9 protein-coding genes are annotated in these 17,086 nt (G+C 41.7%); 3 read left to right on the plus strand and 6 right to left on the minus strand.

The annotated features are described in order from the left end of the window. The first annotated feature begins 37 nt into the window (after positions 1-37). Together GGQ60_RS15870 and GGQ60_RS15875 are read left to right on the plus strand one after the other, a co-directional pair. Positions 38-940, plus strand: coding sequence for a LysR family transcriptional regulator (locus tag GGQ60_RS15870; RefSeq protein ID WP_183766223.1), 903 nt, complete (start codon positions 38-40; stop codon positions 938-940). 95 nt (positions 941-1,035) lie between these two features. Further along, positions 1,036-3,531 (plus strand): PAS domain S-box protein, encoded by a 2,496-nt coding sequence (locus GGQ60_RS15875; protein WP_183766224.1) that lies wholly within the window; start codon positions 1,036-1,038, stop codon positions 3,529-3,531. Positions 3,532-3,807: 276 nt separating this feature from the next. Here the strand turns inward: GGQ60_RS15875 and hutU are convergent, their stop codons facing one another. Both hutU and hutH read right to left on the minus strand, forming a co-directional pair. Further along, entirely contained in the window at positions 3,808-5,814 is a 2,007-nt protein-coding gene (gene hutU, locus GGQ60_RS15880) for a urocanate hydratase (protein ID WP_183766225.1), read from the minus strand. Between the two features lie 18 nt (positions 5,815-5,832). Further along, positions 5,833-7,365, minus strand: coding sequence for a histidine ammonia-lyase (gene hutH, locus GGQ60_RS15885; protein ID WP_183766226.1), 1,533 nt, complete (start codon positions 7,363-7,365; stop codon positions 5,833-5,835). A gap of 77 nt (positions 7,366-7,442) precedes the next feature. Between hutH and GGQ60_RS15890 the strand changes: the two genes are divergently transcribed. Continuing rightward, positions 7,443-8,336, plus strand: a complete 894-nt coding sequence (locus GGQ60_RS15890; RefSeq protein ID WP_183766227.1) for a LysR family transcriptional regulator — start codon at positions 7,443-7,445, stop codon at positions 8,334-8,336. Positions 8,337-8,369: 33 nt separating this feature from the next. Here the strand turns inward: GGQ60_RS15890 and GGQ60_RS15895 are convergent, their stop codons facing one another. Genes GGQ60_RS15895 through GGQ60_RS15910 form a run of 4 tightly spaced genes read right to left on the minus strand, consistent with a single transcriptional unit; the run spans position 8,370 to position 17,066 of the window. After that, complete coding sequence (locus GGQ60_RS15895; protein ID WP_221235981.1) at positions 8,370-9,263, minus strand: hypothetical protein; 894 nt, start codon at positions 9,261-9,263, stop codon at positions 8,370-8,372. Positions 9,264-9,277: 14 nt separating this feature from the next. Then, positions 9,278-13,936, minus strand: a complete 4,659-nt coding sequence (locus tag GGQ60_RS15900; RefSeq protein ID WP_183766229.1) for an RHS repeat-associated core domain-containing protein — start codon at positions 13,934-13,936, stop codon at positions 9,278-9,280. An 11-nt stretch (positions 13,937-13,947) separates the two neighbouring features. Continuing rightward, positions 13,948-15,231: a tetratricopeptide repeat protein gene (locus GGQ60_RS15905; protein ID WP_183766231.1), complete on the minus strand. Its 1,284-nt coding sequence runs from the start codon at positions 15,229-15,231 to the stop codon at positions 13,948-13,950. Positions 15,232-15,248: 17 nt separating this feature from the next. Next, the gene (locus GGQ60_RS15910) at positions 15,249-17,066 is read right to left on the minus strand and encodes a type VI secretion system Vgr family protein (RefSeq protein WP_183766233.1); all 1,818 of its coding nucleotides are present in this window, start codon (positions 17,064-17,066) and stop codon (positions 15,249-15,251) included. Between the last annotated feature and the right edge of the window lie 20 nt (positions 17,067-17,086).

Consider the following 17,086-nt stretch of genomic DNA (forward strand, 5'->3'; position numbering starts at 1 on the left):
ATTCATAGCTTTGTATCAGAATTATAATACTGTCATTATGGTAAATTTAGAATGGTACAGAAGTTTTAAGGCGATTTATAAAACAGGAACCTTAACCGGTGCAGCAGAAAACCTGTTCATTTCTCAGCCCGGGGTAAGTTTGCACTTAAGTTCTTTAGAAAGTTATGTTGGTTATAAGCTGTTCGAACGAACCGGCAGGAAAATGATCCCTACAGAAAAAGGAAAAGTATTGTATAATTTTATTGTAGAACCCCTGAGCAAACTCGAGGATGCCGAAAAGCATTTTCAGAAAAGCACGGAGAAGCATACCCCGACCATTAGTGTAGGCATGTGCTTCGAAACTTTTCAGATTACGCTTGAGCAATATATTTCCACACTTCCGTTTAATGTAATTATCCGTTTTGGTGAATATCCCGAAATGCTCGATCAATTGGATAAAGGTATTTTAGACCTCATTATTACGCCACAAAAAGGAAATTCGCCCAATGTAGAACACGAAGCGTTTTCTTCCGAAACCATTGTCTTGGTAGGTGGCATAGAAACTGATGGGCAGGCTTTCGATTCGTTGGTTGCCAAGAATGATCTGGCAGGAATGGAAGCCTGGTTAAAACAGCAAAAATGGTATGGTACCGCTGGCGATATGGAGCACCTCTTACGTTTCTGGCAGCTTAACTTTGGCAAGCATGCCGATTTTCGTCCAAACTACATTGTGCCTAATCTCAATTCCATTGTCCGCTGTTTATCTGGTGGAAAAGGATTGGCCATTATTCCTGATTTTCTTTGCAAAAAAGAAGTTGAAGAAGAAAAAGTGAAGGTAATTTGGGAAGGCTTCTCAAAGCTCACCAACACTTTATATTTTGGTTGTAGAAAAAATACCCAATATGCATCAGAAATTCACATAATTAAAAACCTTTTCAAGGAGGTTATGGTTAGTATATAGTTTCTGTTGAAAATGATCATCTTCAGGTTCATGATTTAAATTTTCTTGAAATCCAGTTAAAACATTAATTTTAGAATCATTCCTTAAACGGCAGCATGAGTCAATCAAACCTTTTTTTAAGCTATGAGCAATTACTGGAAGTTTTTAATCTAACGCATACTGCAACCGCTATACATGTTGGCGAAACGGCCATCATTCAAACGGCTAACGATGCCATGCTCAAAATCTGGGGAAAAGACAGAAGCGTAATCGGAAAATCTTTAGAAGAAGCATTACCTGAACTTAAAGGTCAGCCTTTTATAGATATGTTCCGCAGGGTATGGCTGGAAGGCCTGGTGATTTCTGGCCAAGATACTGCTGCCGACCTTATTATCAATGGAGAACTGAAAACCTTTTATTTTGATTTTGAATACCGGGCCATAAAAGATAACCAGGGAAAAACAATCTGCATTTTACATACAGCAGTTGATGTGAGTGAGCGCGTACTTAAACATGAAGCCTTAGAAAGGGCGATGGAAAGAGAAGAAGCGCTACAACGGGAACAAACCTTAAATGAGGAACTGGCAACAACAGTTGAAGAACTGGAATCAACCAATGAGGAACTCGTTGCCACAAACGAAGAATTACACGAAACACAGGAAAAACTACGCCTTTTAAACAACGACCTGGAATTAAGGGTTGTTGAGCGCTTTAACCAGCTTTCGGAAAGTGAGCAGCGCTTTAAAACCATGGCAGAAGGGACCGATATTTTTATTAAGGTTGATGATGAACATGGAAATGCCATTTATTTCAATAATCTGTGGACAACCTTAACAGGTAGATCGATGAACGATCTGCTTGCTTTTGGCTGGGCTGATCTGATCCACCCGGAAGATCGCGACAGGTATTTAAATACCTACTTTTCAGCACTGGCAGAGAAAAAACCATTTACAGGTGAATTCAGAATCCTGACCAAGAAAGGCGATTACCGATGGCTGTTGGCCAATGGTCCACCACGTTTCCATGCAGATGGATCTTTTGCGGGTTATATTAGTTCGTGCATTGATATTACCGAAAGAAAATTAATAGAGCTGGAAAGGTTGAATTTGAATAAACTCATCGAAGCCAGTTCAGAATTTATAGCTTTAGCCGGTTTGGATATGACGATCCAATACCTGAACCCGGCAGCATTAAAAAAATTAGGCTGGGATAATATTGCCAACAGGAATATACTGGACTGCATTTTCCCTGCAGACCGGCCTGCGTCCCAAAAATTTTTACCTGAGATTTTGCAGCGCATCAATTTCAGACAGGAAATCCGTTTCTGGAATGAAAAAACAGGAAATCCTTTTTGGATTGAGTGGAATGGTTTCGCGATAAAAGATCAGGAAACAGGTAAACTCACTGCCATTGCTTCGGTTAGTCCAGATATTACCGAACGGAAACTTTACCAGGAAGAGCTTCAGGCGATCAATATGGAGATGGCTGCAGCAAACGAGGAACTGGCCACAACCAATGAAGAGCTGGCCCAAACACACGAAGGCCTGATCCAATACGCTAAAAAGTTAGCCGATAGCGAAGAAAGGCTGCTTCAGGCTATTGATACCGGCAGAATGGGAACCTGGAGCATCAATCCTAAAACACTCGAAATTACCGTATCTGGTTTTGTTAAAAACCTGCTCGGCCTGCCGTTAAATGAGCCTGTTACCCTCGATCTCATTATGAGGGCCATTAACCCCGGTTATCATGATATGTTAAACAGGGCTTTTACAGAGGCATTAAAAAACCATTCGCCAAGTGATAATGAATATTTGATCAATAATTTAATCACGGGCGAAGAAAAGTGGGTCAGGACAACCGGAAGAGTATTTGTAGATCACCAGGGTAACGCAACAGAATATTCCGGGCTCTTTATGGATATTACAGAACAAAAACTGGATGAGCTTCGAAAAAATGATTTCATCGGTATGGTTAGCCACGAATTAAAAACACCTTTAACAGCCATAAATGGCTTTGTTCAGGTTTTACAGCGCAAGGCCAGAAAAGATGAAGACAATTATGCCATGATTGCCCTCGATAAAGCTTATAACCAGATCAGAAAAATGACCACCATGATCAATGGTTTCTTAAATGTATCCCGTTTGGAATCAGGCAAGTTACTGATTGAAAAAACAGATTTTAGCCTGGATCAGTTATTAAAAGAAATCATTGAAGAAACGTATATTTCACAATCGTCACACGAGATTATATTTGAACCAACCTGTGAGGTAACTATCCATGCCGACCGGGATAAAATTGGCAATGTAATTTCTAACCTGATCAGCAACGGAATAAAATATTCGGATAATAATACCCGGATAGAAATAAACTGCGACATACATGGTCAGGAGGTTGAAGTTCAGATTAAAGATGAGGGAATGGGCATAAATCCCGAAGATATTGATAAGCTTTTCGAACGTTATTACCGTGTAAAGGGCAATCATACCATCTCTGGCTTTGGCATAGGACTTTACCTAAGCGCCGAAATAATAGAAAGGCATGGTGGCAGGATCTGGGCCGAAAGCGAGGAAGGCAAGGGTTCTGTTTTTCATTTTACTTTGCCATTGAATTAATTTACCCAAGCTTTTCACCACAAAGTACACAAAGAAAATAGGCGCAAAGCATTCGTGTAATTTTTCCTCCCTGCCCTTTGTATAAAACTTGGTATCCTTTGTGATAGGAAAAAAAGAAAAGCGCCCATGTTTTTCGTGGCTAAATTGCCGTTACAACACTTGTGCGATCTATTAGTTTAGTTTGTCATTCTGAGTGAAACGAAGAATCTTTCAGTATGTATGAAAAGATTCTTCACTGTGTTCAGAATGACAAAAAGCATTTTTCTTTATAAAACCTTAATCTATCTTTAATCCCTCCAAAACCTTGTCATCAACCAGGTGCGGCAGCGTAATCTTCATAGTATCAGTACGGTCCATTTCGCGCTGTATTGCAAAGCGGGCTTCTTTATTACGTGCCCAGCTTCTGCGGGCAATCCCGTTGTTCACATCATAAAAAAGCATGTTCTGTAGTTTCTCTGCAGCCTGTTCGGTTCCATCAAGCACCAATCCAAAACCACCGTTTATCACTTCGCCCCAGCCTACGCCGCCACCGTTATGGATCGAAACCCAGGTTGCCCCCCTAAAACTATCTCCAATTACATTATGGATAGCCATATCGGCAGTAAATCTGCTTCCATCGTAAATATTGCTCGTTTCCCTAAAAGGCGAATCCGTTCCGCTTACATCATGATGATCTCTTCCTAAAATCACAGGGGCCGATAATTCGCCGGTTTTAATCGCCTCATTAAAGCGCAAAGCAATTTTTACCCTTCCTTCGGCATCAGCATATAAAATCCGAGCTTTTGAGCCCACCACCAACCTGTTTTCTTTGGCTGCAGTAATCCAGTTGATATTATCCTGCAATTGCTGTTGTATTTCTGCAGGTGCGGTAAGTTTAATTTCTTCCATCACTTCTTTTGCGATGCGATCGGTTAAATCGAGATCCCTTTCATCGCCCGATGCACAAACCCATCTAAACGGACCAAAGCCGTAATCGAAACACAATGGCCCAAGAATGTCTTCCACATAAGACGGATACCTGAAATCTATTCCATTGGCCGACATCACATCGGCACCTGCCCTGCTGCATTCCAGTAAAAAAGCATTTCCATAATCAAAAAAGTATGTTCCCCTGGCAGCATGCCTGTTAACGCTGGCCGCGTGTCTTTTCAGTGAATCCTGAACCTCAATTTTAAACTGTCCTGCCGCATTGGCCATCATTTCATTGGCTTCCTCAAAACCTAAACCTACGGGATAATAACCGCCTGAATAAGGGTTATGAAGCGAAGTTTGATCAGAACCAATTACCACTTCAATATTTTCTTCATCAAAACGTTCCCATACCTCCACAACGTTACCAATGTAAGCCAATGATACAGTTTGTTCTTTGGTTTGAGCCAATAAAACCCTTTTCACCAGATCATCTAAATTATCGATCAGTTCATCTACCCAACCCTGTTGGTGTCTTTTGGCCGCTGCCTTCGGATTCACTTCGGCACATACCGTGATGCAACCCACAATATTACCGGCCTTAGTTTGTGCACCACTCATTCCACCCAGTCCGGCGGTAAGGAAAATTTTACCGGCAGTATCCTTCCCATAAAAACCTTTTTTACGGAAAGCATTCATTAAGGTAATTGCCGTACCATGAACAATGCCCTGAGGCCCGATGTACATATATGAACCAGCGGTCATCTGCCCGTATTGGGTTACGCCTAAGGCATTGAATTTTTCAAGATCTTCAGGCGAAGAATAATTCGGTACCATCATGCCATTGGTTACCACAACCCGTGGTGCCGCCACACTTGATGGAAATAACCCCTGCGGATGCCCGCTGTAAATATTCAGCGTTTGCTGATCGGTCATTGTGGCGAGGTATTGCATGGTAAGTAAATATTGGGCCCAGTTTTGGAATACGCTGCCATTACCGCCATAGGTAATCAATTCTTCGGGGTGTTGCGCTATTGCCGGGTCTAAATTATTCTGGATCATGAGCATAATTGCAGCGGCATGTCTCGTTCGGCATGGATACTCCGTTATCGGCCGGGCATAAATGGCATAATCTGGCATAAAACGGTACATATAAATGTGCCCGTAGTTCTCCAGCTCATCTAAAAACTCCTGCGCGAGTTCCCGGTGCCATGCTTCGGGGAAGTAACGCAGCGCATTTTTGATGCTCAGTCTTTTTTCCGCAGCATTTAATACCGCTCTTCTTACCGGCGCGTGGTTTAATTGCTCATTTCTTGTTTTTTTTGCGGGTAAAACCGATGGGATACCTGCCAATAACTGTGCTTTAAAATCCATTTTCTGCAATTTTAATTTTTATAACCCCTGTTCAGCCTGAGTTGCAGCGGCAATAATTTTACCCTGTTTTACCATTTGGATAGCATTTTCCATCCTATCGTACATGATCTGATCTTCTTCAAAATGATCAATTTCTGACCGGACAAAAGCATGTACTGCAGCCAGTATTTTACCGGGCTTTAAAGGATAATGATAATCGATGGCCTGTGCCGCACAGAAGAGTTCGATTCCCAGTATTTTTTCTACATTTTCTATTACCTGTAAAGCTTTACGCGCGCCAATGGAACCCATACTTACGTGATCTTCCTGACCCAGCGAGGTGGGAATACTATCGGCACTGGCCGGGAAACAAAGTCCTTTATTTTCGCTGGCCAAAGCTGCCGAGGTATATTGAACAATCATAAAACCTGAATTTAATCCGGTTTCCTTCATGAGCAATTTCGGCACACCCGGCGTATTTCCCTCTAAAGAAAGGTAAATCCGTCTATCGCTGATATTTCCGATTTCTGAAGCGGCCAAACAGGCATAATCAAGTGGTAAAGCCAATGGCTGACCATGAAAATTACCTCCGCTGATGGTTAAATCGTCATTAAATATGACAGGATTATCGGTTACCGCGTTAAGTTCGATTTCCAAAGCTTCTTTTAAATGTAACCATGCCGTTCTGGAAGCGCCATGTACCTGTGGGATGCACCGCAAAGAGTAAGGATCCTGTACTTTAGCGCAATTGGCATGCGATTTCATAATTTCAGAACCGTGCAACAGTTTCCTTACCTGCCCTGCCACCTCAATATTTGCGGGATACGGCCTTAGCTCATGAAGCCGCGCTTCAAAAGGTTTTTCTGATCCCTGTAAGCCCTCAATCATCAGCGCCGCAATAATATCTGCAGATGCCAGCAAATTTTCCAAACGCTGCACTACCTTAACCGCATGTGCAGCGATAAACTGTGTGCCATTGATCAGGGCCAACCCCTCTTTAGGTCCCAAATGCAAAGGTTGCATGTTGTATTTTTTTAAAAGCGCTGTTGTGCTGATCATTTCACCTTGGTAATGCACTTTTCCGAGACCTATTAATGGTAAAAACAGGTGGGATAATGGAGCCAGATCGCCAGAAGCACCAACTGAACCCTGTTTTGGAACAACCGGTATAGCGCCAGTTTCTAAAAACCAGATCATACGATCGAGGGTTTCTATTCGGATGCCCGAATAGCCCTGGGCCAAAGCCTGCAACTTTAAAACCAGCATCAGTTTCGATATTTCCAGATCAATAGGCTCACCAACGCCTACGGCATGGCTTTTTAATATATTTTCCTGCAGTTTCCTGGTATCTGCTGCCGAAATCATTTCGGTACAAAGCGGCCCGAAACCTGTATTGATTCCGTAAACGGCCTTGCCAGAAACCGCAATACGCTCTACTACCGCACTACTTTCGATTACCTTTTGCCGCGCGCTTTCGCTAATTACCCCTTTGGTTTCACCCCTGCTGATGGCCAGTGCCAATTCAGCCGTTAAATGATCTGTACCATAGTTAAAAATCTGTTGCCCACTCATAATCTTAAAGGTTTTACACAAAAATAAGCGGTATATTTGATACCTATAAATACCAATTACATCATCATTTAATAACCATGAGTTATCAGATAGAATTGCGCCATTTAAAGTATTTCCAGGTGCTGGCCGAAGAACTGAAATTTAGGAAAGCGGCCGACCGCCTGTTTATTTCGCAGCCTGGCCTAAGCCGGCAGATTAAACAGATGGAAGAAATTTTTAATGCCCCATTGTTCGATCGTAATAAGAAAAAGGTAACCCTTACCGAAGCAGGCATTTACCTGAAAGAAGAGGTTGATTTCTTGTTCGGGCATATTGAAAACATTAAAAAACAGGTAGCCAATATAGCAGAGGGCAAACAAGGTGAACTCCGGATCGGTTTTTTAGGTTCTGCCGCACAGAAAATTGTTCCGGAAATTATTTTTAAACTCAACAAACATTTTCCGGAAATCAGGACCAACCTGGATGAGATGCCCAATAAGCTACAGATGGAATTATTGGAAAAGGATATGCTGGATATTGGCTTTGTGCGGATACAACAGTTTAAGGCTGGTATTTCCAAATACATGATCCACCAGGATACTTTTTCATTGGTGTTACCCAAAAGCCACCCGATGAAAAAAGCCAGCTTTGAAGCGGTGAAAAAACTGGGCGATGAACCTTTTATCTTTTTCTCGAGTGATGACAGTCCCTTTTATTACGACCTGATGATGAGCATCTGTGAGGACCATGGATTTAAGCCCAAAACCTATCATAAATCGGTTAATGCCCTCACCATTTATAAATTGGTAGAAGAAGGTTTAGGCATTGCCATTGTGCCTACAGGCCTGCAATACGGCTATCAGGAAAATGTGAAGTTTATAGAGCTGACCCATATCCCGCAACGAACGGAGCTGTACATGACCTGGAAAGAATCGAACCGTAACCCTGCGTTAAAGAACGTAATTAAATTATTGCTAAAGGATAAGGTTTAGCGTATATCCTTTAGCAAACTTTTAACATCATTTTTATTTTTCCAAAATCCGTTTTTCCAGCTTTTGGGTGGTTTCATCCAATGGAACGGGAAGCTTTTGTGCTATAAAAGGCAGAAAATCTTTTAATAGTGGATGGGTAATAAAATCAATCGGCAGACCCTGTTGTGAACGCAATTGCAGGAGTGTTATAATTTCTATCGGAAAATATTGCCATCTTTCGCGGTTGAAAGGCCGAGTTAAATCATCTTTGCTATTTGCGATATGAAAATCAGCCAACTCATTAACCCATTTATTTACTACTAGCGAATCTGTAGCATATAAATTTTTGCCTGCAAACTCATATGCTTCGTCTGTTGGTTTTAGATGATGGTTAATCTCTTTAGAAATAGTTGAGTAACCCGCGTTATGAAGTAAAACGGACGTTAAATACAAAGTGCTTTTAAAACCAAAATCTAAATTTTGAGGATAAATCTCCAATTTGGCTTTATTGGATTCGAGAAAATTCGATAAATGCTTAGCTAAAACTTCGGTTTTATCAGGGAAATAACCCAATGACAGAAGTGTACTTAATGCCAAATCGGTATGTAATACGCTGTTAACGAATTGATTGGTTTTGTAAGCATAAGTTTGAACTAATAGATCAGTAAAATATGATTTTAATAATACGACAAAGGCGTCTTCATTATTTTTCTCAATAAGATTTAATATTCCTTCCGGAATTTTAAATCGATATGAATAAGAAGAGAGTACATACAATAAATCATAATCCACTACCTCTTCTTCGTCCCACACAACCATTTTCTTTTGAAAGGTTCTGGCATTTTTATGAAGAAAATCTTCAATAAACTCTTTAATGAATGGTTCTTCATCCTGTGATGACTTGAGTACTTTCTGAAAAAAAATTTTGAATTCTTTTGTGCTATACATAAACTTTTTTTTTATTAATGGCATGTACCTTTAGCTGTTTGAGTGCGAGAAACTTCATCCCAGTCTGATACCAATGCGCTTTTCACTTTGAATCTACCTTTTGCTCCCCGGCCAACAAATACATCCACAACTCTTTTATCTCCAATATTATTCAATATACTATTAGCTTGCTGTCGAGATAATCCAAAATCAGTAATATTATCTTTCTCCAATATGTTTTTGATAAAGAAGTCAGAATTTAATTGCCTGTCAGATAAATTACCTACGTTTCCTGAAATGTTGGTTTTTACCTCAAAAATATCAAATTTTCCATCATGACGCATCCCCACTACATCAATACCGTGGCCGGATGCATTTTGAACTTGAAATACACGTGAATACCTGTTCGAATTTTGTAAAGCCTCTTTCACCCATTTTTCGCCGTAATCGCCCAATGCCTGCTGAAAGGTCTTTAAGCCAAATACATCTACTTCATAATTACTATTAAATACGTAGCCATAAATTGAAGGATTACCGCCCCATAAACCGATCGGATCCTGAGAAATGTAATTTCCCTGCTCCGGGTCGTAATATCTAAAACGGTTATAATACAATCCTGTTTCCACATCTTCATATTGCCCCTGGTACCTGAACGGTACAAACTCCCGGTTACCGCTCAGTTTACGGATTTTCCCGTAAATATCGAGTTCGCAATCCCATACTTTTCCCCCTGCATCATCATAAGCCTGTACGGGAGTGCCCATATAATCGCTGATAATAGAATAATATTGCCCGTTAACGATTTTGGCACTTGGCGTAAATTTAACCTGATCGTAAACCCAGGTAATTAAATCATCGCCAAGTGGTTCTGTTTTATCGTAACCAAGCAATCCATCTTCATTAATCACCAGGTTGGGTCGTTCATTTAAGGGATAATTCCACTCGTGAAGCAGCAGATTACCATCCCATACATAACGGTAAATAACTCCCTGCCCTTCGCTCCCTTTTAATGATGAACCATGAATAATTTTAGCCTTCCTCCTGCCTAAGGCATCGTATTCGAAACTGATAAGCTCACCGTGTGGGTTCCTAATGGCCTTCAGCATGCCAGTTGCTGCCCAGGCATAAGCCCAATCGCCCTCTTTCCATTCTGGTAAGTCGGGATCGGCATCGGCTAAAATATCAAGTGTTTCTGCTTTAGGGAGATCGGGATTGGCCATTGCCCAGTTTAATTTTTTACCAAATAAGCCATTTTCTTCTTCATCGGTCACTTCTTCTTTTGCCAGCCCAATAATATTGCGTTTACTTTTTTGTACCAGGTTACCCCTGGCATCGTAACGGTAATACCATTGATCATCTTTAAGCAATTTACCTCCTTTGTCGTAACGCCTGTCGTTACGCCCGGTTGTTTTGTATAGATTTCCAACTTCATCGGGGTTTTTATGGATTACTTTGCCGTCATCGCTATAACTTGCTGACGACAGGCTACCGAAAGTATCATACCTGTAATTGATATTCCCCCCCGTAATGCTGTTTAAACAGCTATTGAGTTTATCGTTCGGTCCCCAGGTATATTGTTTAAAAGCAGTAACAGCGTGGCCTGCTTCAATCTTTTGACTAATCGGATGGCCTTCGTGGTCATAACTGAAAGCAGCTTTCACTCCACCGCTTAAACTGCGACTGATTTCCTGTCCGTTTTTGTTATGGGCGATGGCTGCAGCCCATTGTGCAGACCGGCCACTTTTTGCTGCAATGCCTTTCAGATATCCTATTTCATCATAATCATATTTAATATCAGCGCCTAGTGAACTGTTTAAACTAATCAGATTGCCAAAAACATCGTATTGATAATTGATCTGATATCCATCCTGTATTTCCTGAGTAATAAGCCCTAATGGGTTCCGCTTAAAATTAACCGAAGAAAGCTCGTTTTCTGCGGTTATGAGCAAACCCAGTTTATTGTATTGGAAAGCTTCGTAGGTACCATCTTCATAACTGCTGTAAACCAAACGGCCACTTAAATCATAATTGTGGTAAATGGCTTTACCATCAGCCTGTATCGTTTTGATGATCTGCCCATCCAGGTTGCGGATATATTGCTGCTCTTGCCCATCGAAGCCGATTTCTTTCACCACATCATCATTGGCATCTCTTAAAAAGATATATTCTTCGCCCTTTTCATTGGTAATGGCTTTTAAATTTTCCCATTGATCATAAGCAAAGTGAAGGGTTTGGGTATTTTGTTTCGATACCTGATTACTTCTTCGCTGCATTTTTAAGCTACCCATTGGGGTATAAGCCATATGCCATTCTTCATGGCCATCGGTAGCATAAACAGGCAGATCGTAGGCATCATATTCGAAACGCAAGGCTTCTCCTCCAAAATCTTTCACCATAATTACCCGTCCCATTTCATCACGTTCCCAAAGGGTAGTTTGATCATCACCCGAACTAAAGCGGATCAATCGGCCATAATCATCATAAGTCCAACGGCTGCTATTGCCTTCGTTCGTAACCGATTCGATTAATTGGTTTAAAGAATTATAGGTCCAATGGACCTCATTTCCATCCTGATCGCGACAGAACACAGGTAATTTCTGTTCTTCTTTATAATAAAAATCAATTACACGGTTATCTTTTTGAACGTGTTGAAGCAACTGGTTCTGATCATTGTACAGCCAGGTTTCGTTCGATCCGGCCGGGTCACTGCGTAGGATCAGGTTATTGTTGTCGTCGTACGCGTAGTGATACTGCTCGCCATCTGCAGTATGGTAAGTGATAATATTGCCGCGATCATCGTACTCGTAGCCGATTACCCTACCCTCAGGGCTGGAAACCATTTTTTCTTCGTTGTAGCGATCATGTTCATACCAGGTTTCGCCGCCCAGCGCATCTACTTTTTTGTATACCAGATCGTTTTCATCATAATAATAACGCTCTGTTTTGCCATCACGATAATACACCTCATTAAAACCTTCATCCGGGAAATAACTTATCGAACCACTCATGATACCATCTCTGCCTTCGGTATGGATTACACGGCCTTCCTGGTCATACGCCCAGAAATAAGCCATTCCGTTTCGGTTGGTTCTTTTTACCACACGGTTATTATCATCGTACTCAAAAATGATGGCTTTACCTGCCCGGTCATATACTTTGATCATATTGCCACGCTCATCATACTCGTAACTTACCAACAGGTCGTTGGTATTTTTGTAGTGATAATAAACTGCTTTAATGGCTGTACCCTCATCATTATGCTCCATTTCGAGCACGCGGCCAGAGTTTTCTACAATCCGGGTTAGAAGCTGTTTTTGATAATAAAATGTAAGGTTGGTACCAACGCTGTATTTAATATGGCTTATGCGGTAAATATCGTCATCAGCTTCTCCGCTGAACAGCTTATAGGTATAGGTATGCTGATCAATGGTAAGTATCCAGGTATCTTCATCGGGCCTTTCCATCCAAAGTTTCTGTGCACGATCGTATTGTTTGCCCGAATAGGCTTCGATATAAGGCAAAGGCATTACCATATTTTCAGTTGGATGGCTAAATCCTACAATACCCGCTTCCGGATCGGGGTAGATATAAAGATCGTAATTGTTATATACCTGATTGCCCAGCATGCCTGCATAGGGCTTATCGCTACGCCATACATTGCTCCATGCGAGTGTTTGACCTCCGGGAAGTTCAAAATCGGTCCACTCGAAAAACATCGCCCCGGTAACAAAATTAACAGGCTCCAGTCCCCAGTGGCAAAGCTTTTTCGATATCGGGTTATTTTTAAAAAGCCCCCGTAATACTTTATTCACTCCCCTTAAGGCCGCTTTAGATAAGGCGCTTCCCAATTTGGTAAGCCCACGCATTATACCAATAGCAGCAAAACGCATTAAGTATTCTTTAAGCGTATAATTATGCGGTGCAAATGTACCTCCAACCAGTACGGGTTTTCCGGTATTGATCTGTACATACATGCTTAATAAATCGCTATAAAAAGCGAAATAAGCCAATGGATTTTTCTTTAATTTACCTGGTACCGTTGGTAAGGGCTTTAAGCCCATAGGCGGGCACCAGCAGGTAAGAACCTGCCCAGGATTAGAACCACTCATTTCTGCGCCCTGCCCTTTTACCGTGGTAGATCCCCAATATACTTCACCCTCGTGCGGCGAACCGGGTATGTTTACAATAAAATATACAGGTAATGAGGTAATGTGCCTGAAAGGAAGTAAAACCCCCATTACACTGGTGGTGGTGGTGGCTTTATGCCTGCCCTGTACAAAAATAGAGCCTCCCATCGGGATACTGGCCGCACCGATTAAACCCTGTGCAAATTTCGGAACCGGAATAGTAAAACGCAGGTAATCCATCGGATCGAAAACCATCCCAATAAAGGGATGTGGCAATGGCAACGGAATAAACCCAAAAGACGGCGGAATGGGAATGGTTGTCCAGTGAAAATCGATAGCCAGCACCACATCAAAATGTTTGCTTACATGCTGCACTGCGGTGTTGGCCATTGCAGGCTTTTGAGCTTTTAAAAGCTTAAGCGAACTTTTTGCTGCGGGCGGATTGCTTCCGGTAGCCACACCACCCCCGCTACCAACTGCTTTGGGTTCAGCTTTGGTTAAGCTTCCTGATAGGCTGATCGACCTATCGGTAGCCATATTCGGTTTAATTGCTTTTACTTTTTTCATCCGTATATTTTTTATGATAATGGATTAGCGTGGTTTTTTGGTACTTCGGCCATCGATTTCCAGTCTTCACCATAGTCCCGCTGCATATCCATATCTAATTTTTTACCTTCCGGACTGTCTGCCCCATATTTTTTTAACATGATCGATGCTGTATAGGCCATCGAACTCTGCCGCCGTTTTTCAACCGGCATTTTCCTTGCAATTTCCAAGCATTTTACATAATACGCCATCGCCTTTGCCGACCCTGTTATTTTGCTTTCCGAAAGCTGTCCGAGCAAACGGGTACATTCCATGGCTATAAAATCATTTCCCAACATTTCGGCAATCTTTATGGCCTTTTCAAAGTACTTTTTAGCTTCTTCTTTACCAGCATGGGCAAGTAAAAAACTGCCATAACTCATATGAATGTGCGCACTCAGTTGTGAGTGTTCACCGGCCCTTGCCAAAGCCATTTCATATTGCTCGCGTGCTTCATTTTTTTTGTTTTTTACGGCTAAACTCTGTGCAAGCATAATCCTGGCGGCAACCACTGCCTCGTGTAATCCCTGTTTTTGTGCAATTACGATTGCCCGTTCCAAAACGGCATTTGCCTGTTCGTGTTTCCCCTTACTTAAATAATTACTGGCCGTTAATATCTGCTGTTGGTAATCTGCTTCGGGATTACTTTTTTCGCGGTTGGTGTGTGCCGCAGCGTTTTGCATCAACCTGCCCACATCGATATTGAGCCTAAAATCTATTCCCTGTTTTAATTTTTTTAACGTACGGTGTGTATGATGCTCGGTATACACCAGCTTAATATTCTGGTTATTGGTAGCTTTAACAAATTTGCAACATTCATTTATCCATTCAGAAAGTCCAATAACATCATCAATACCTGTTGGTGCGAGCTGAATGTAAATTTTTTTCAATTTCAACTCCGGATAAAGATCACAAAGCCTTGTTAAAGCCATAATGGGGACATAGGCATCAGTTTTATACGCTTTTGCATATTCGGCTGATTCGACATTCCAAACAACACCTTTGCCTGTATCTTTCTGCCATAAATCAAAAATCTCTTTCCATTCCTTAACCAAACTTCTGCCATAATCGCTTTTATTCTGAAAACCCTGATAATGGAGCAGGTATATATCATCGGTTCTGCTTTCTTCGGTTAACTGGTATTTAAAATAAGCTTCAAATAAATTTACCTCGTGGCGCTCACCTAAGCAGAGAAACAGGATTTCAGTTGGATGTTTCTTTACTACTTGTTGCCACTGTTTATCTATTTTAAATAATTCGATTTGTATAGGGTTCATTGGAACTTTAGTCGATATTAGTTTAGGTTAATTGTCCCGCTACTGATATTCGTTTCGCTTTCGCCACCTACATTAATCTTTTTCGATGCCAGGTTAGCTTCAGTTTCACCACTCATCGAAAGTGTTTTGGTGCCAATATCCAAGGTTTGTGCTTCTATACCGATGCCCGAGGTTGGTGTTCCGTCTTCTGGGCCCACTCCAATGCCGATACTGGTCGTGGCAGAATTTCCGATGTTTTCACCCAATGTTAAAATATCCTTCCCTTTGATGATAATTTTACCTGTTTTATCCATAAAAATGCTGCTCTCGCCACATTTAATCAGTATGGATTCTTTGGTTTCAAAAACCGCTTTACCAGCTCCATCCAGCTCAATAAAATTGCTGTCTTTATCGCGCATAATCATACCTGCCCCATCGTCCATGGTTAACGTATGCCCGCTTTTTGAAGTTAAGCTTTTACTGTTATTACTGGCGCTACCGCCACTTGCACTTTTGCCGTGAAATACTGAGCCCAATACAATCGGACGTGCAATATTTCCTTCTTCAAAAGTTAACGCTACCTGATCTCCTATTTCCGGAATGAACACAAAACCCCTGTTTTTACTCACCTTATCGCTACTTCCCGCATCCGGTGTGATTACCCGCAGCCACTCGGTTACATCATTGGTTTTACATTCCCATTTAAATTTCACCTTAATGCGGCCCTGACCCTGTGGATCGGCATTATCAATGACATCAGCCAATTGCATATCTGGACTTGGTTTAAGGTAGTTTTTCACTGAAAGCCGCTCTGTTGTGGCTACCAAACCCTCGAAGGTATTGTGGTATTTTCCAGTACCATCAATGGTATGGTTGATCGCAGTAATGAGGAATTTACCCAAACTCTCCGTTGCAAAAGATAATTCCTGCCTGATGCTCATGGTAATTTCGGCAATGTTACCAATACCTAAAGCGGCATTATCGCCACTGGCATGTACTTTTAACAGGTTACTGATCTGTGCTTTTTCTTCATTCTGCACCTGGGCCTTAATGTCGCTATTGTTATCTACCCTGATGGGCGAAGGCTGATTAAAAGTTTTGCTGTACATGGTATTGGATACCTGTATGGCATGGGCTAAATCCGGAGATCCATCGCTTTGCCCACCGCTCTCGCTCTGTAACATTTCGTCCTGTTTAGGATTATAGGCAAAACGTTTATTTTTGATCGGAGCAATTTCCATGGCATATTGCAGGTTCTGCACATCGCGGCCATAAATCAAAACCACTTCTTTCTGATTTTCCGGTTTACCGAAATTCAGTTGCTTACCATCATAATAAAACCATTCGTAATATTCGGCCGATAACCGGTTGAGAAAAGAGAAATCGCTTTCACGGTACTGGATCAGGTAATCGATCGGTTCTTTTCTTGCCGCATTAGCTACAATTTTCAGATCGTTGGAAGGCACTTCGGACGTAGCCAGGTTTACAATTGCATTGAGGTCTTTATCGAGGTAAGAACCCAAATCGGGGCCACGGTCGATCAAAATCGTCGGACTATAGCCACTAACGATCAGCACTCCATGGTAACCATGGCTCTGTGCGAGCTCTACCCTGGTTATCAAACCAGAAAATTCCTGTAAATTGCCGGCATCGTAACCAAAGGAGGCTACCAGGGTTTTCCCTACAAATTCGCGGCTATCATTTAAACTGATCATGCCCGGCGCACCCATCTGATCGTGGTTAAACCTCAGCTCAAAATAGTGGTGTTCGTTAAAAGCCTGCTGAAGGCTAAATGACGCGAAATGCGTAATCGTTTTGCCTTCTATATTAATTTCGGTGATTAGTTTCTTTTCCATACTAACTTGTTGTCAGGTGA

This window comes from Pedobacter zeae (assembly GCF_014196715.1).
Taxonomy (GTDB): Bacteria; Bacteroidota; Bacteroidia; order Sphingobacteriales; family Sphingobacteriaceae; genus Pedobacter; species Pedobacter zeae.